This is a genomic window from Psychrobacter sp. ANT206 (assembly GCF_056880555.1).
On sequence record NZ_CP096271.1, the window covers coordinates 2,818,880 to 2,836,881 of the forward strand.

Annotated in this window: 17 protein-coding genes; 6 read left to right on the forward strand and 11 right to left on the reverse strand. The window is 42.4% G+C overall.

What is annotated here, in order from left to right; all coding sequences use genetic code 11:
- Nucleotides 1–84 precede the first annotated feature (84 nt).
- From atpD to M0221_RS11780, 9 genes are all read right to left on the reverse strand, one after another.
- Entirely contained in the window at nt 85–1,518 is a 1,434-nt protein-coding gene (gene atpD, locus M0221_RS11740) for a F0F1 ATP synthase subunit beta (RefSeq protein ID WP_011514633.1), read from the reverse strand.
- A 50-nt stretch (nt 1,519–1,568) separates the two neighbouring features.
- Nucleotides 1,569–2,450, reverse strand: a complete 882-nt coding sequence (atpG, locus tag M0221_RS11745) for a F0F1 ATP synthase subunit gamma (protein ID WP_011514634.1) — start codon at nt 2,448–2,450, stop codon at nt 1,569–1,571.
- 261 nt (nt 2,451–2,711) lie between these two features.
- On the reverse strand, nt 2,712–4,256 hold the full coding sequence (gene atpA / locus M0221_RS11750; RefSeq protein WP_011514635.1) for a F0F1 ATP synthase subunit alpha: 1,545 nt from the start codon (nt 4,254–4,256) through the stop codon (nt 2,712–2,714).
- A 91-nt stretch (nt 4,257–4,347) separates the two neighbouring features.
- The gene (locus tag M0221_RS11755; protein ID WP_020444434.1) at nt 4,348–4,971 is read right to left on the reverse strand and encodes a F0F1 ATP synthase subunit delta; all 624 of its coding nucleotides are present in this window, start codon (nt 4,969–4,971) and stop codon (nt 4,348–4,350) included.
- Between the two features lie 13 nt (nt 4,972–4,984).
- Nucleotides 4,985–5,455 (reverse strand): F0F1 ATP synthase subunit B, encoded by a 471-nt coding sequence (locus tag M0221_RS11760; protein ID WP_011514637.1) that lies wholly within the window; start codon nt 5,453–5,455, stop codon nt 4,985–4,987.
- A 117-nt stretch (nt 5,456–5,572) separates the two neighbouring features.
- Entirely contained in the window at nt 5,573–5,821 is a 249-nt protein-coding gene (gene atpE / locus M0221_RS11765) for a F0F1 ATP synthase subunit C (RefSeq protein ID WP_010197960.1), read from the reverse strand.
- A gap of 33 nt (nt 5,822–5,854) precedes the next feature.
- Entirely contained in the window at nt 5,855–6,721 is an 867-nt protein-coding gene (gene atpB, locus M0221_RS11770) for a F0F1 ATP synthase subunit A (RefSeq protein WP_011514638.1), read from the reverse strand.
- A gap of 682 nt (nt 6,722–7,403) precedes the next feature.
- Nucleotides 7,404–7,802: an ATP synthase subunit I gene (locus M0221_RS11775; protein ID WP_011514639.1), complete on the reverse strand. Its 399-nt coding sequence runs from the start codon at nt 7,800–7,802 to the stop codon at nt 7,404–7,406.
- Between the two features lie 295 nt (nt 7,803–8,097).
- The gene (locus M0221_RS11780; RefSeq protein ID WP_483283896.1) at nt 8,098–9,033 is read right to left on the reverse strand and encodes a metal ABC transporter solute-binding protein, Zn/Mn family; all 936 of its coding nucleotides are present in this window, start codon (nt 9,031–9,033) and stop codon (nt 8,098–8,100) included.
- Nucleotides 9,034–9,320: 287 nt separating this feature from the next.
- On the opposite strand from M0221_RS11780, the gene M0221_RS11785 reads away from it, so the two are divergent.
- The 6 genes from M0221_RS11785 to gluQRS all read left to right on the forward strand — a co-directional run bounded on the left by M0221_RS11785 (nt 9,321) and on the right by gluQRS (nt 14,906).
- Complete coding sequence (locus M0221_RS11785) at nt 9,321–9,842, forward strand: Fur family transcriptional regulator (RefSeq protein ID WP_149493096.1); 522 nt, start codon at nt 9,321–9,323, stop codon at nt 9,840–9,842.
- A 57-nt stretch (nt 9,843–9,899) separates the two neighbouring features.
- Nucleotides 9,900–10,631: a metal ABC transporter ATP-binding protein gene (locus M0221_RS11790; protein WP_227673050.1), complete on the forward strand. Its 732-nt coding sequence runs from the start codon at nt 9,900–9,902 to the stop codon at nt 10,629–10,631.
- A gap of 75 nt (nt 10,632–10,706) precedes the next feature.
- Nucleotides 10,707–11,540 carry a metal ABC transporter permease gene (locus tag M0221_RS11795; RefSeq protein WP_263241297.1) on the forward strand — a complete coding sequence of 278 codons (834 nt, stop codon included), beginning with the start codon at nt 10,707–10,709 and terminating at the stop codon, nt 11,538–11,540.
- Between the two features lie 309 nt (nt 11,541–11,849).
- The gene (locus M0221_RS11800) at nt 11,850–12,689 is read left to right on the forward strand and encodes a metallophosphoesterase (RefSeq protein WP_149493097.1); all 840 of its coding nucleotides are present in this window, start codon (nt 11,850–11,852) and stop codon (nt 12,687–12,689) included.
- Nucleotides 12,690–13,212: 523 nt separating this feature from the next.
- Nucleotides 13,213–13,653, forward strand: a complete 441-nt coding sequence (dksA, locus tag M0221_RS11805; RefSeq protein WP_011514645.1) for an RNA polymerase-binding protein DksA — start codon at nt 13,213–13,215, stop codon at nt 13,651–13,653.
- A gap of 263 nt (nt 13,654–13,916) precedes the next feature.
- Complete coding sequence (gene gluQRS, locus M0221_RS11810; protein ID WP_483283897.1) at nt 13,917–14,906, forward strand: tRNA glutamyl-Q(34) synthetase GluQRS; 990 nt, start codon at nt 13,917–13,919, stop codon at nt 14,904–14,906.
- Between the two features lie 48 nt (nt 14,907–14,954).
- On the opposite strand, the gene M0221_RS11815 is transcribed toward gluQRS, so the two are convergent.
- On the reverse strand, nt 14,955–16,079 hold the full coding sequence (locus tag M0221_RS11815; RefSeq protein WP_149493099.1) for an FtsW/RodA/SpoVE family cell cycle protein: 1,125 nt from the start codon (nt 16,077–16,079) through the stop codon (nt 14,955–14,957).
- A gap of 437 nt (nt 16,080–16,516) precedes the next feature.
- The gene (gene murD, locus M0221_RS11820) at nt 16,517–17,932 is read right to left on the reverse strand and encodes a UDP-N-acetylmuramoyl-L-alanine--D-glutamate ligase (RefSeq protein ID WP_483283898.1); all 1,416 of its coding nucleotides are present in this window, start codon (nt 17,930–17,932) and stop codon (nt 16,517–16,519) included.
- Nucleotides 17,933–18,002 lie beyond the last annotated feature (70 nt).

Here is an 18,002-nt window from a genome sequence, read left to right on the forward strand (position 1 = left end):
AGCGCGATCAAAAACGCAACACGTTACTAAATAGTAGATATAAAGTTTATATTACACCTACTTTTTAGCGAATACTAATACTACTTACGCAGCAGAAGACTTCATTTTTTCAGCTTTAGCAACGACTTCGTCGATACCGCCAGCCATATAGAAGGCTTGCTCTGGTAAGCTGTCATACTCACCTGCGATAATTGCTTTGAAGCTCGCAATGGTATCGCGTAGTGGTACATATTTACCAGGTGCGCCAGTGAAGACTTCAGCGACATGGAATGGCTGTGATAAGAAGCGCTGAATTTTACGAGCGCGATAAACAACCAGTTTATCTTCTTCTGATAACTCATCCATACCCAAAATCGCGATGATGTCTTTTAGTTCTTTATAGCGCTGTAGAACTTCCTGAACACCACGAGCAACGTTGTAATGCTCTTCACCGATAACCAATGGATCAAGCTGACGTGACGTTGAATCTAGTGGATCAACTGCAGGGTAGATACCTTGTGAAGCGATATCACGGCTTAGTACCACAGTTGCATCCAAGTGAGCAAACGTCGTTGCTGGTGATGGATCGGTCAAATCATCTGCAGGGACATATACCGCTTGTACAGAAGTAATAGAGCCTGATTGCGTAGAAGTAATACGCTCTTGCAGCATACCCATCTCTTCAGCAAGTGTTGGCTGATAACCAACCGCTGATGGCATACGACCTAGCAGTGCTGATACTTCAGTACCGGCTAGTGTATAACGGTAGATGTTATCAACAAACAACAATACGTCACGACCTTTGCCAGTAGCAGGATCTTTCGTATCACGGAAGTATTCAGCCATGGTCAAACCAGACAGTGCAACACGTAGACGGTTACCCGGTGGCTCATTCATCTGACCGTATACCATCGCAACTTTAGATTTGCTAAAGTCTTCAGTGTTTACAACGCCAGCTTCTTGCATTTCGTGATAGAAATCGTTACCTTCACGCGTACGCTCACCAACACCCGCAAATACTGACAAACCTTCATGCTTAAGCGCGATGTTATTGATTAATTCCATCATGTTGACAGTTTTACCAACACCAGCACCACCAAACAGACCAACTTTACCACCTTTAGCAAACGGGCAAAGTAAATCGATTACTTTAATACCAGTTTCTAACAGCTCAGTACTGTTTGATTGTTCTGCATAGCTTGGCGCTTCACGGTGAATTGACCAACGCTCATCTGCTTGTACTGGGCCTTCTTCATCGATAGGACGACCAAGAACATCCATGATGCGACCTAGCGTACCGATACCAACTGGCACAGAAATTGGGCCACCAGTATTGGTAACTGGAAGGTTACGCTTGAGTCCTTCAGTAGAACCCATAGCAATCGTACGTACGATGCCATCACCCAGCTGTTGCTGTACTTCTAAAGTCGTTTCGGTGCCATCAACTAGCAAAGCATCAAAAATCTTAGGTACTTCGTTACGGTTGAACTCAACGTCAAGAACCGCGCCAATAATCTGTACAATACGACCGCTACTCATTGCGTTCTCCTGGAAATTCTGTATATATTGGGTTTTATAAAGGGTTTCAATTATGAAACAGCAGCAGCACCGCCAACGATTTCCGATATTTCTCGGGTAATCGCCGCTTGACGCAGCTTGTTATAAACCAACTGTAAATCGTTAATTAGGTCGCCAGCATTATCTGTCGCCGCTTTCATCGCAACCATACGTGAGGACTGCTCAGAGGCAATGTTTTCCATTACCGCTTGATAGACGATAGACTCAATGTAACGTCCAAGCAATTCATCAATCAATGTTTTGATATCAGGCTCGTAGATATAATCCCAACTAAGTTCAGTCTGAATGCCGCTCTCTTCTTCACCAAACGCACTCTCTGGTAAAGGCACCAACTGATTGACCGTTGGCTTTTGGGTCATTGCATTGACAAACTTATTATAAACCACGTAAATGCGATCTATTTTACCGTTTGTATAATCATCAAGCATTGCTTGAACTGGCGCATTTATCTGCTCAAAAGTAGGTTTATCACCATAATCAGTTACGGCTGAGGTGACTTTACCACCAAAGCTTTTAAAGAAGCTGACACCTTTAGCGCCAATGACAGCAAATTCAGCTTGTACAGACTGCTCTTGGTATTTCTGGATATTCTTAGATAAGGCTTTGAATAAGTTGATATTCAAACCACCCGCTAGACCACGGTCAGATGTGATGACAATATAGCCAACTCTATTGACTGGACGGCTTACCATATACGGATGTTTATAATCGGATGAGGCATGCACCAAATGCGAAATAACCCGGCGCATACTATCAGCATACGGGCGACCCACTTCCATGCGCTCTTGGGCACGGCGCATTTTACTGGCGGCTACCATTTGCATAGCGCGAGTAATTTTCTGGGTGCTTTGAATACTGGTGACTTTGGCACGTATTTCTTTTAAGTTTGCCATAATGATTCCAATATAAGAGGGTTAAAAAAGCATTGGCGCATGCAACAATATTTCAATATAAAACGGTATTCTCATTAACAATGTACAATTTAGCATTGCATCATTGTTTAAATGTTTTAATATCTTGTGGCATGACGCAACCATATACCATGAGTTGTGACTAAAGTGGCGCTGCTGTCTTAATAAAAAGCTTATCAGACAACGCGCCACTCCATAAGCTCTAACACTAAAGCCACAACAAAACTGGCTTAACCCGTTAAATTAATAACTGTGATTTTGTTTAAAAGTCTCTAAAGACGATTTTAAACGACCTGCGATATCATCGTTATAATTCGCAGTGTCATCAATCTCTTTCATTAAGTCAGCTTGCTCATCATGCATGTAGCGTAAGTAAGCTTCTTCAAAAGAACCAATTTTTTCAACTGGTACGTCTGCTAAGAAACCTTCGTTTGACGCATAGATAACAGCGGCTTGCTCAGAGATTGACATAGGCTGATATTGCTTTTGCTTCATCAATTCAGTCACACGCTCACCGTGGTCAAGCTGTTCACGAGTCACATCATCAAGATCTGATGCAAACTGAGCGAATGCTGCAAGTTCACGATACTGAGCCAGTGCGGTACGGATACCACCAGACAGTTTCTTAATAATCTTAGTCTGAGCCGCACCACCAACACGTGATACCGAAATACCAGCGTTCACAGCCGGACGGATACCTGAGTTGAATAGGCTTGACTCTAAGAAAATCTGACCATCAGTGATTGAAATCACGTTAGTCGGTACAAATGCAGATACGTCACCTGCTTGGGTTTCAATGATAGGTAGCGCAGTTAAAGAACCTGTTTTACCAACCACTTCACCATTGGTGAATTTTTCTACATACGCCGCGTTTACGCGTGATGCACGCTCAAGTAAGCGTGAGTGTAAATAGAATACATCACCAGGATACGCTTCACGACCTGGCGGACGACGTAATAGTAGTGAGATTTGACGATACGCTACTGCTTGCTTTGATAAGTCATCAAATACAATCAGTGCATCTTCACCGCGGTCACGGAAGTATTCACCCATCGTACAACCTGAGTACGGTGCGATATATTGTAGTGCTGCTGGCTCTGATGCTGACGCTACTACAACAGTAGTATATTCAAGGGCACCAGTTTGCTCAAGCTTACGTACGACGTTGGCAATGGTAGAACGTTTCTGACCGATTGCAACATAGACACATTTAATACCAGATGATTTCTGTGCAATGATCGCATCGATAGCCATCGCGGTTTTACCCGTCTGACGATCACCAATGATAAGCTCACGCTGACCACGACCGATTGGAATCATGGTATCAACAGACTTATAACCTGTCATTACTGGCTGATCAACTGACTGACGATCGATAACGCCTGGGGCGATCTTCTCAACTTTGTCAGTCATTTTGGCATTAATAGGACCTTTGCCATCAATAGGGTTACCTAAAGCATCAACAACACGGCCTAGCAACTCAGGACCTACCGGAACTTCAAGGATACGACCAGTACAATAGGCTTTTTGACCTTCTTGTAGTTTTAGGAAGTCACCCAGTACTACTGCGCCAACAGAATCACGCTCTAAGTTGAGCGCCATTCCGTAGACTTCACCTTCAAACTCAATCATTTCGCCGTACATGGCATCTTCAAGACCATGAATCTGCACGATACCGTCAGATACTTTGACAATCGTGCCTTCATTCTTTGCAGTTGCACCCGCATCAAGGTCTTGAATGCGCTGCTTAATCAGGTTACTGATTTCCGCTGGATTCAATTGTTGCATTGCCTTGTTTCCTTTAATTTATGATAACCCGCCACTGACGTAAATGCTCTTATATCACGCATGCTTACTTAAGCTACGTTAATGATTGGCATTAGGCCGTTAGCTGTGTTTTTAACTGTTGTAACTTGCCGCGCATCGAATCATCGATGACTTTGTCACCGACTTTGATCGTAACGCCTGCCAAAAGACTGGCATCCACCGATTCATGAATCACTACGCTAGCATTTAGCGAAGCAGCAAGACGTGCTTGTAGCATATCACGCTGATCATCGGTTAATGGATAAGCAGAGGTCACATAAGCGTCAAGCTGCTTTAAGCTTACTGCCTTGTGACGGCGATAATGCTCATAAACTTCAGGAAGCAGCGCCAGACGCTCTTGTTCTGATAACTGTTTAACGAAGTTACTAAATGCTACTGATACTTTTGGATAGCTGGCGTTGCTGTCAGGGCGAACCCCTTTATTTGCATCTAACAACTGCTTAAAAGCAGAATCATTAGCGCTAGCTACTTGCGTATCATAAAGATCGACCAAAGCAGCTGACTTATGCTCAGCAGAAACAGCTGGATTGTCTAGCCAAGTACTGAACGACTTGTCATTGACAACGGTGGCGGCAACAAATAAGAAGTCTTCCCACTCATTTACTGCCCCGTTTTCATTGGCATAGTCAAACGCGGCTTTAGCGTACGGTCGTGCTAAGGTTGATAAGTCAGCCATTATATCCTCACAATTACAGCTTCGCCGCCAGTTGGTCTAACATGCTGGCATGTTTTTGCACATCGACTTTGTCTTGCAAAATCTTTTCTGCACCAAGTACCGCCAATTCAGCAACTTGGGCACGTAATGATTCACGTGCTTGATTGATTTCTTGGTCGATAGAGGCTTGCGCTTGTTGACGAATGCGCTCGCCTTCCACTTGGGCTTGCGATTTTGCATCTTCAACAAGTTGATTGGCGCTTTTATTTGCTTGCTCGATCAGAGCAGCAGCTTTAGTCTTTGCAAGATCAAGCTCCTGCTGTACATCTCGCTCCGCGGTCGCCAAATCTGCTTTTGCTTTTTCTGCGGCATTTAAGCCTTCAGCAATTTTACGCTGACGGTCATTAATTGCGCCGATAAGTGGTGGCCACACGAATTTCATGCAGAACATCACAAAGATTGCAAAAGCAATGGCTTGACCGATGAGGGTAGAATTGATATTCACGTGATCACCTCTTTGTTAATGAAAAATCAGTTTCATTGATCATATTTGATAGCCAAACTTTGGCTATGGTTAAGATACAAACTTTGACTACCAAACATTTACAACTGAGCTTTCTGATTAACCTGCTAGAGGGTTAGCGAACAACAATAGCATAGCAATACCAACACCGATCATCGGAATAGCATCAAGAAGACCTGCTACGATGAACATACGAGTTTGCAACTGTGAACCAAGTTCTGGCTGACGTGCAACGCCTTCTAGGAATTTACCACCTAGAATAGCAAAACCAATACCTGTACCTAGTGCACCTAAACCGATAAGTAGTGCTACTGCGATAACTGTGTAACCACCTAATACTGGATCCATGGATGTATCCTCATTTACCTATTGAATGTCTAATTAATGTTCAGTTGATGATGCAAGTGACATATAAACTATCGTCAGCATCATAAATACGAACGCTTGAAGTGTAATAATTAAGATGTGGAAAATAGCCCACGGTACTGATAACGCCCATTGAATCCAAAACGGCATTAAGGCAATCAGTATGAAAATCAACTCACCAGCATACATGTTACCGAATAGTCGTAAACCTAAAGAGATAGGTTTCGCTATCAAAGTAACAAACTCTAAGATAAAGTTGATGGGTATTAAAATAATTTGTACGATAGGGTTTTTGGCACTAAACGGATGCAGTGTTAGCTCGCCAACAAAGCCGCCCAAACCTTTTTCTTTGATACTATAAAATAGAATCAATATAAAGACAGAAAAAGACATGCCAAGCGTGATATTAGGATCCGTGGTTGGAACAATCTTAAAGTACACATGATGTGGATCATGTCCCATCAGTGCGCCGATTTGGCCAGCAATCATAGGGATAAAGTCGACGGGTAGTAAATCCATCAAGTTCATTAAGAATATCCATACAAAGATAGTCAACGCCAGAGGCGCAATCAGCTTTGAGGTACCACTATACGAATCACGAACGTTGTTATCAACGAACTCAACGATCATCTCAACCGCAGCCTGAGTTTTACCCGGCACGCCTGAAGTGACTTTCCTAGCGACCATCCAAAAGATGGCGCAGAAAACAATGCCTAGACCAATTGACCAAAGCATAGAATCAAGGTGGATAGCTTTAAAGCCCATTGCACTAGCTTCTTCAGCATTATAGGCAACTTTCCAACCTTCGCCCGGCAGATAGCCGTACGTCCAGTTCGTTAAGTGGTGAGAGATATATTCTGTTGTTGTTTGCTCGCCTGCCATAATGTCAGCTTCTTATTAATCAACGATTTAATCAACTACCAAAAATATGGTTGTCATCTGATGAGATTTTAGTATGTTTATCTGCCTTACAACAAAGCAAGCAAATGACTCATGCTAACACGCTCATGTAACCAATAACATCCAACCCATAGTTCTATGACTCATGCTGATTTGATAGCGTAAGATAAATTTTAGCTATCAAAAAAGGGCTTATGATAGTTCAGTAATAGCCCTTTACATGTGTACGCAAAATTCTTATGTATATATTTACTTATTATCACTGTGTTTTGACAGTCAACGCTTAATACAGCGCTGTTAAGTAAAATATTTAGCTGCATATATTAATGCAGGGTTGTATTCGTGTAAAGTCAATTGTGACTTTTTTATCCGCTGTATGAATAAGTTAGCTGCTAGTGGCGTTTAACACCGTTGCTTCGCATCTATAATTAAATTGTAAGAATTTAAGTATAAATAGTAGTAAACGCTCATTTCGCGCTCCCCTACCCGCACATTACTGCACGCTACCTTATATCAAACGCTCATATCACGATAGTTGGTACTGTCCTAAGACAATTATTATGCTTCGACTTTCTAAAATCAGTCATAGAGAAGCTGGACGGCAGGGTGACTTGCTAAGCGCAATGAATACTGTAACTATGTATATAGTTATCATTTATTAACACTAGCGTATATGCCACAACATCCAACTGTGACTAATTTGCATTACCATAAAACCGATAAACAGCGCAGGCGCTGATAGGGGTTGTACGGTAATAAAAATTAGTGCGAAACCAAACACAGTCAATAGCCATTTGGCCATCTGACCCCGATAAAGCTGGCTAACAATATGTAAGCGCGCGCGATAACCGGTATACCAAAAGATAAAAAAGGCAAAGACCGCTTGTGTGGCAAAACTTAGCAAGGCACCAATAGCGGTGCTTTTTGCAACGGTTAGCGCACTGTGCAGCCACATCGTATCTACAAGCCAAGCAATAATAATAAGGATAAACAGTATCCATGCTTGACGTTTGATATAAATACCAATCTTATCTTTCTGTGTGCGTTTGGCAGGCTTGGTCATCGGTATTCCTATAGCCTTAAACATTTGGATTATATCGCTATCTAATATCATCGCGACACTATTATCCGTGAATGGCTCACTCTACAGATGTTACCTTTTAACCAAAATTAAACGCCACTTATTATAGGGAGCGAGCCCCTTTTAAGCAAGTAAAATATACCTTTTATCAGTCACCTAGCTCAATCATCAAGAATTCAGATACTTAAGCGTAGATAACTAGTCTTTGACCGGCACTATATCACAGTCTTTAGGGATTCTTAATTAACAGTTTCAATCACTTATTCTAATAAGTCCATTATGATATACATTGGCGAATCTGCTGTGCCATCGTTTGCCACCCACTGACAAAGTCCTTACTATTACTCATATCTTCTGCCTGAACGGTTTCTTGAACGGGCTGTAACTTGGCAAGTAAACCTTTGGCAGGCACACTTGGACTGACCAGACACATTTTCTTAGCGGGGCGCTGCTCGTTAAGCCAGCGTAATTGACTGGCTTTTGGTGCTAAATGATCGTCAGTACTTAAGCTGCCGATGAGCTGTAGGTTGATGCTGTTTTCCATATATTGATAAGCATCATGATAAGCCCAATACGGCAAAGGTTTTTGTTTAGCACTACTGTTTGCCACTGCTGCATCCATACGTTGGGCAAATTTTTGTGCATTGGCATGATAAAGTTCTTTATATTGCGGATCGGCATGACTATGTATGACGGCAAGAGCACGGGTAATGGCTTTGGCGTTGTTAGGATCCAACCAAATATGTGGATCAAGCGTGCCAGCGATAGGCTTGCCTTTGATATCACGCAAAGGATGGCGATTAAAAGCATCAAACTTAAATAAAGCGATAGAGTTAGGCGCGTCGTTTAAATTTGCTGCCAAGTTATTTTCTAACGGCTCACCAAACCAAACCACAAAGGTACTGTCCTGAATCGCTTTGATATCGCCGGGGCTGATACTACCATGATGCCCAACCTCCCCTGCTTGTAATAATTGCTTGGCAGGGGGCGCGCCTTCAGTAACTGCTTGGCTTAACAAAAATAATGGATAATTACTCACACTCACACTCACCGTTGCCGCTTGAGCTGGTAACGCCAAAAACCCTAACATCAACAAGCTAGCTATTAAGAAGTACTGCTGTGTTAATTGCTGCATCTTATGCAAAAGGTTCTTTTCTTGAACGTTTAAGCTGTTATCTACAATCGGCGTGGCTTTATGAGCATTGGCAATCATGCGTTATTGATCCTATTAAGTCATTGAACTGCGATATCTTTAATATATTAAGCTTCCAATCATTATGTTATACTATAACATAATGAAATCCCACTTTTATTTTGCATTTCAGCTATTCTGTTTTTGCTAACCGCAGTCCAACCTACAAAAGCGATGTTGATTAAAAGTAATAGTAAGGTTTGACAAATCTACGTATTGATATAGCCATTTACCGTTATACTGTGCGGAATTTAATTAAAACCGAATGCTTTCTGCATTTATTAAAAATGCTTTTGGGAGTTTGTGCTATGCCGACCACTTCATCGAACTGTGAGCATGCTCATGACGTGCAAGATTTTACGCCACAGGATGTGACCGAGCGTCTAGAAGCAGCAAAAGAGCAGTCTCGTATGCGAGGTGTGCGTTTTACCCCCTTACGGCAGCAAATATATATGCTGGTATTGCAAGCCAATAAACCAGTAGGCGCTTATGATTTAATCACTCAGTTACAGCAAATGCGACTCTTAGATAATGACAGTGAGCTTGAGGGCACGAAAAATGTCGCACCGCCAACTGTATATCGCAGTTTAGAGTTTTTATTGAGCGAAGGTTTGATTCATCAACTGACCTCTATCAATGCTTATGTACCTTGCTGTCATCCACGCGCTCATCATACGGCAGCCTTTTTAATTTGTGAGCAGTGTCAACGCGTACAAGAGTGTAGCAGCTTACCTGTGCAAGAGATGATGAGCTTTGCTGAAGAAGATATCGGCTTTACCGTTGCTCGTAGTGTGATTGAGCTGAGCGGTCGTTGCCAAGCCTGTCAGTAAAAATTTAGATTACTGTTATATTCAAACCTATTCCCTATCCATATGCGCGGTCATCTGATGAATAATACAAGTAAGCTGCTGAATCTAAGCAATGTCAGCTACTATATTGGTCAACAACGTTTACTGTCTAATATTAATATTGACATTGCTGTCAATGAGACGGTAAGCGTTATTGGTCCCAATGGTGCGGGCAAGTCGACGCTGGTTAAGCTTATTTTGGGACTGATTGTACCAACATCTGGACAGGTCACACCTTCTGAGCCTTTACAGATAGGCTATGTGCCGCAGCGATTTTCTGTGCCACCAATACTGCCATTACGTGTCAGCGACCTTTTAGCGCAAGCCCGTAAAAAACGCCTTACGGCAGAGCAGCGGCAGTTTATATTTGATAAATTATCATTGACCCATTTACTCTCGCGGCAGATGCTGCACCTCTCTGGCGGTGAAACTCAACGGGTATTATTGGCACGGGCGTTATTAGATAAGCCCAACTTATTGATTTTAGATGAGCCGATGCAAGGTCTTGATCCTGAAACGGAGGTTTGGTTGTATCAATTTATTGATGAACTACCGGAATTTTTACGCTGTGCTATGTTAGTAGTCTCGCATGATTTGCACTGGGTCATGAAAGGCAGTCGACGAGTGATTTGCTTGAATAAGCATATTTGCTGTGAAGGTCAACCGAGCGAGCTTGCCATCAGCAGTGAGTTTCAAAAGCTATTCGGTCATCATTACGAGCAACCGTATGTCCATCAGCCGCATGCCTGCGAGCATCACGCACCAAGCTAGATATAATAAAAATCAAATGACTTAAATCAAAAACGACCTGACACCCTTTTTTATAAAAATTTACGGATATGTATTATGAGTGCTTGGTTAGCCATTATTGCGCCTGCTTGGATTGCCGGTAGTATTTTAGCATTGCTTTCAGCACCTTTAGGATGTTTGGTGTTGTGGCGACGTATGGCTTTTTTCGCTGATGCATTAGCACATGGGACATTACTAGGTGTGGCACTGGCGGTATGGTGGCAGATGCCAATGGGTATCGGTATTGCATTGGTCAGCGTGCTGGTGGTATTGGGACTGGTATTTATGGATGATGAACGCTTACCAGCCGATGCTGTACTAGCAGTGGTTGCCGTATCCTTACTGTGTCTGGGACTATTAACTTTAACCCAACTAACCGATCAGCAAGCAAACGTCTTAGGGTTCTTGTTTGGTAACTTGCTTGAGCTTGATTGGGCAGATTTGCCCTTAATTGCTGGCAGCGTATTGGTCGGTTTGGCATTGCTTATTTACATATGGCCTGCCCAAATTAAATTGGCAACCCATGAAGCTTTGGCACGTATACAAGGCATTAACCCTACTCGCCAACGTCTGTTTTTTATGGGCGTATTAGCAGGGTTCTGTGCCATCGCTTTGCAAGCTGTTGGCAGCTTATTGATCAGCGGCTTATTGGTATTGCCAGCTCTTACTGCCCGCCTGTGGTCAGCATCACCAAAACAGATGGTGATTATCGCCCTATTTACAGCACAACTTGGTGTGACACTCGGTGTATGGGGTAGTATTTGGCTTGATATCCAAACTGGACTCTCTATCGTCTTGGTCTTAGCCAGTTTGTTCTTTACCGCTTTAATCATCTCAAAACTGACCACATCAAAATCCATATTGGCAAAGTTTTGGTCGTCACGCCGTTAGAAGGTAGGCCATTTGCCATAACACACTATAGCCATTAGTAATGCTCTCAAATATCTCTTTCCCTTGCACAACTTTATTTCATTAAAATTGATAAAGCTTTCATACGTTTAATGTTGTAAAATTTCACTAATGCTATCAATATGATAGTTAATAGCGCTTTACGCAAGAGGGAACACCCTTCTTATCAGCAGTCTAAAATGCGCTCTATAAAAACGACATTGAGAAATCAGGTGAGCTGCCATAGTGCATTTAATTATCTGAATATCCTAAAAGTGTTCATTGTTAGTCTTCGATAAGGGACAAAATTTAATGCCAAGCTATCCTGTGAGTGCCGTCAGCACGCCAGACGGACAGGTGAATGTATTGCAAATCACTGATTTGCATCTATCATCACATGTGCCGGCTTCTGCTGATGAAACCAGTAGTGAAGTCGCTGTTTGCCAATATAGTTTTGAGGCAATTATCAAGCAAGCATTGAGCAAAGAGATACGGTGTGATTTAATTATTGTAACAGGCGATTTGGTCAATAAAGTAGAGCCTGCTATTTATGACCATATTTTTACAGTATTGAAGGAGACGGGCATTCCTTTTGCCTGTATTGCTGGCAATCATGACGTGACTGATGAGATGGGTGAGGATTTACCTTTTTACCAACGGACGCTGATTGCGAGGGCTTCTGACCCACGTCTGCTTAGCCGTCATTTGATTGAATCTGAGCATTGGCAGCTGCTTTTACTAGACTCATCGATTACTGGCAAAGTAGAAGGCGAGATTACGGCGACCGACATTGATTGGGTACGTGAGCAGCTAGCATCTTGTGCTAAGCCCGCGCTCATCGCGCTCCATCATCATGTATTGCCCGTAGATTCCGAATGGATTGATAGCCATATGGCAGAAAATGCAGAAGAGTTCTGGCAGCATATAACCCCTTTTGAAAATCTTAGCGTTATTATCAATGGGCATACCCATCAAGAGCAAACACGCCATTATCAAGGTGTCACTGTATATAGCACTCCTTCTACCTGCTATCAATTTAAGCCGTTTGAAGACAATTTTGCCTACGATAAAAATATGCGCCCAGGGTATCGTTGGTTGCAATTAGCCAACAATGGAAAGGTTGCAAGCTGGGTTGAAAGACTAGATACTTGACGACCAGTTTTATTGACTAGAATTGATTACTTGTCTGGCTATAATGGTGCTTTGAGTCTGTCGGCTATATTGTTCGCTGATTTTGCTTGATTCGTTATAGAATGGCTGGCAAAGTATAGGTTGATATCGATATAACTAATCGCATTTTTGTCTTGAGAGCTATATTTTGAAGACAGCATTACAAACGATAAATAGTGATAAAAATCACAACAGTTTAATATATCATTAGGCAATATTATAATAGCTAGGATGGCTACATCGACCACAATTTAAGTGTTCACAGTCAGTGACTTATTATTTTATTTAGGCATAACCATTTAAATAAAAATATTTATGACAATATACTTGACCATTGATACGTCATTATCAGCATATTGAGACAAACATTTTAATCAGATCAGCTGTGTTACTAAGTGGTAAAACGTTTTATAAAGGGAAAATTTATAGCGTTTGGTAAATTGATAACGTCTGGTCTTTTGACAGCACGTTTTATTGAATTAATTTGAAAAAGTAGGATACCCATATGAGCACCCTGACCACGAATCCAAGTGATGTTAAGTTTACGCCTTATGCACCTGCCAAAGACGAAGAGTATATGTCTGATGAGCAGTTGGCACATTTTAAGGCAATGTTATTAGACTGGAAGCATCAGCTTATCGGTGAAGCGGATCGCACCAAGACTTATATTCAAGATGAGTCGAGCGCCATGCCAGACATCAATGATCGCGCCACTCAAGAAGAAGAGTTTGCGCTGACTTTGCGTACGCGTGACCGCGAACGTAAGCTTATTCGCAAAATCGACAAGTCTATCTCAGAAATAGAAAATGATGATTATGGTTTTTGTGAAACCTGTGGCGTAGAGATTGGTTTGCGTCGTCTTGAAGCACGTCCAACAGCAACTCAGTGTATTGATTGCAAAACATTGTCTGAGATTAAAGAACGCCAAAACCAAGGTCATACCTAAAAGCGCTTAGGTTTGCTAAATACAAGATATAGTGAACTGAAGCGGTTTTGATCAAGCATGACAATAAGGACGAGCGACCATTGATTGGTCGCTCGTTGCGTTTTATAAATAGGCTTTACGTAGGTTGACGAGTCACCAACAAAATAAGCGTATTTGTTAAATATCTTTTTATAGGTGGATTGTTTATTCTATTCATCTCTCTAGTCATTTTACAATAACTGTCTATGTTGAAAACGTTTACCCCGTCTAAGTCAGAAAAAACCATGCCAACCAATATTGAATTGACGCAGCCTATCGGCCGTTTTGCGCCTTCACCCACAGGTGAGCTGCATCTAGGTTCGTTAACGACCGCGCTTGCCAGCTTTTGTCATATCAAATCACTCGGTGGCAAATGGTTATTACGTATCGAAGATACGGACACCGAACGTTGTGACAGACAGTTTACCGAGCAAATTTTGATAGATTTAGAGGCGCTTGGGCTCAACTGGGATGACGATGTTATTTTTCAATCTGAGCGCATTGATATTTATAATGATTATGTCTGTTCAGTATTAAGTCCTTTGACTTATGGCTGTCAGTGCTCACGTAAGCGTTTAGAGCATTATTGGACACAGCAAGAACAACAAATAGCGCTTAATGATGTAAAATTATCCACTGACTTGTCTATTAACGATAATAGAAAAGTAGATAGTGATCTACAGCCCAATAGGCAACGCTATCCACGTTTTTGTATTGAGAAGGATTTAAGTCCTATACAACATAAACTGCGTATACAGCTGCCAGATTACTGTATTGGATTTAATGATGGTATTCAGGGCATACAGTGGGATAATCCGCAGCAAACTTTAGGGGACATGGTGGCTCGACGTCAAGATGGCATGATTAATTATATTTTGGCGGCAAGTCTTGATGATGGACTACAGCAAGTCACCCATATCATGCGTGGTTTGGACATCTTACCGATGACGACTGCTCAAATCAGTATCATGCAAGCAGCACGCTTACCGACGATCAGTCATTGGTATCATCTGCCCTTGATATGCAATTCAGATGGTCAAAAACTTTCCAAGCAAAATCTTGCGCAGCCTATCGATACTCGTCATCCAAGTAAATTACTTGCGTATGCGTTAAAGCTATTAGGGCAGTTACCAGTCGAGCATGACTCGCCAGAGCGTATGCTAAATCAAGCAATTGCTCAATGGGATAACACGCCATTACAAGGTAGGCAGTCTTTAAATATGCCCACTATTTAACAAAAAAACGCCGCTATAAGCGACGCTTCTCTAAATCAAAAATACCAATTAGTAATAGCGACATTGGCTTTTTTCAATCTCAGGACTTTCTTTATAAATCTTTAGTAGCACTGCCACCATCACTAGGCTAATCAACATTGATGAGCCACCATAACTAAAGAAAGGCATTGTCAAACCTTTAGTCGGAATTGCACCCATATTCATTGCAGCATTGATAATGGTCTGCGCAATAAACACGACCGCAATGCCAAAAGCAGTATAGCTCATGCGCATCTGCCGACGCTTTAGAGCGGTATAACTAATACGCATGGCACTACCGATAATCAGCGCTTCAAGTATCAGAATCATCGTCACCCCAACGAAACCCAATTCTTCACCCGTAATGGCTAATAAAAAATCGGTATGCGCTTCCGGCAAATGCGACAGTTTTTGCACGCTTTCACCATACCCAACACCAGTAAACTGTCCACGGCCAAAGGCAATTAAACTGCGTGCCAACTGATAATCAGTATCTTGCACATCATCAAATGGGTCTAGAAAAGACATCACTCGTACCAATCGGTACTGTACCGTCGCAACCATTAATACTGCGCCGCCGACAGCGACCGCACCCAAGGCGATAAATTGTTTGTAAGGAGCACCAGCGATATAAAAAATCGCAAAGACCATACCAATAATAACCACAAAGGAACCAAAATCTGGCTGCGCTAATAATAGGAAGGTTATCATCCCAACCACCAACGCAATCCTTAAAAAGCCATCCCAACCGTTACGAACTTCGAATGAGCGCCGTACGACAAAATCTGAGACAAATATAATCATTACAAGCTTTGCAAGCTCTGCTACTTGGAAGTTAAATCCCGCTAAGGTTAACCAGCGCTTCGAGCCATTAATGGGCGTGCTAAATAAGGTCGCAAATAGCAAGGCTCCCGTAATGGCTAAGAGTATAAATTGGGTTTCGGTCTTATATAAGGTCTTTAAGGATACAACCCGATAAGAAACCGCTGCGATAGCCAGTCCAATGCCCATGTATAGAAGCTGATTGTAGAAAAACTTTAGCTCTGTCATGCCGCGACTGAGCGCAAAAGGAATAGACGCCGAAGCCACCATTAATAGGCTCAGCACCAACATACAGCCAACACTAGATAATAAAATCGCACGCGCAGATGGCATAGATAAAACGCCATCTGAACCGTTAGGTTGTCGAGATTGAAAAGAAGAACGAAAGAGAGAAGAGAGCGCCATAATTTTATATACACTAGCAAACGAAAAAACACGGCGTTTATGCAACGCCACCGTTTAAAAATTAAAAAGAGATATTGTTAAATAGACTTGACTAAAAAGTTGCGCATAAGCAAGTGTCGATTAGAAAACCTTCAATTAATACTCATCAAAGTATTCACTGTCTATGCTACAGCCTGTAATTCTTGACCATAATGCTTCTCTTTGACAGTAGCAGCAATTTATAAGCAAAACAATCATTTATCCAGAAAATGCTTGTCATGTTTACGATTATAAAGCGCAGGTCACATAATATTGTAACAAGACACTTTATAAGACTGAATAGGGCGATATAGATGCTTGGGTTTTGCCGTTTATGATCGAAATCTTTAAGACACAACATCCAATTGTTTAACGAGCTGGCTAAAGTGCTCGCCGCGGGCGACAAACCCATCAAACTGATCGAAGCTTGCACAAGCAGGTGACAATAATACCGCCTGTACTTGCGACAAACTACTTGCTGTTACTTGCTCAATCGTCGCAAAAGCATTTTCTAATGTCTGACATTGATGCAGGCTGACCTCATCGCTGAGACCCGCTGCGCGTAAATGCTGCTCAATCTGCTTACCGTCTTCACCAATAAACAGCACTTGACTCACATATTGATTGATAAAGGGCGAAAGTTCACCGAACTGCTGACCTTTACCTTGACCGCCCAATATTAATAGCAGCTTACCGTCTTTTGGCGCATAAACTGCACCTAAACCTTCAACAGCCGCCATAGTTGAGCCAATATTAGTGCCTTTAGAGTCATTAAAATAATCAATGCCAGCGACTGTAGAGACATATTGGCAGCGATGCTCAAGCCCTGCAAACTGCTGCAAAGTAATGAGCATACTTTCAAGCGGCAAACCAGCAAGCTCGCCCAATGCCAACGCTGCTTGGGCATTAAGCAGGTTATGACGCCCTTTTATCTTGAGTTTGTCTGCCGATATTAGACGCTCTGTGCCGCGTGCCAAATAAGTTTGTCCGGCGGTATCCGTAATAAGTCCATAATGTCCTTTATTAGGCGCATGGATACCAGTACTCAATCTTGGCAAACTGTCTGATACCAGTGGCCGCGTCAAGGCATCTTCTCGATTAATCACTACTGATTTGGCACCTTGAAAGATACGGTGTTTGGCTTGGTGATAGCCGAGCATATCGCCATGACGATCTAAGTGATCAGGCGACATATTGAGGACTGTCGCGACCTGCGCTCCTAAGTTGGTGACCGTTTCTAACTGAAAGCTGGATAACTCTATAACCGCCAGCTCCATCTCTTTATCACTCAGTAGGCTCAGCGCTGGCACACCAATATTACCGCCTACGCCAACATTGATACCTGCATCTGCCGCCATTTGTCCGACCAGTGTCGTAACGGTGCTCTTGGCATTTGAACCTGTAATCGCAACGATTGGTACTGTACAAGCCTCACAAAATAGCTGAATATCACTGACCACTGGAATATTTGCAGCTCGTGCCGCGGCAATGGCGACATTATCTAAAGAGATACCAGGGCTGATAATAATCCGTGCCGCTTGTTGTAATAATTCGGCATCGATCGCACCAAACTGCCTGATATCAATAGTAGCAGGTAGCTTATCTGCTAACGCAGGATTTTCCTGATTGTCAGTCACGGCAACTTGGTAGCCTTGCTCGGCCAAATAATGCGCGACCGATAACCCCGACTGCCCCAAACCGACCACGACTTGTAAACCACTGCCTTTATGAAGTAAGGTTTCTGTTGCGGTGCTAGCGGTCATGGCTTTTCCTTTTATGAAACGAATAAATAAACGAACAAAATAATATCAAGAAAACAGACAATCAACATAC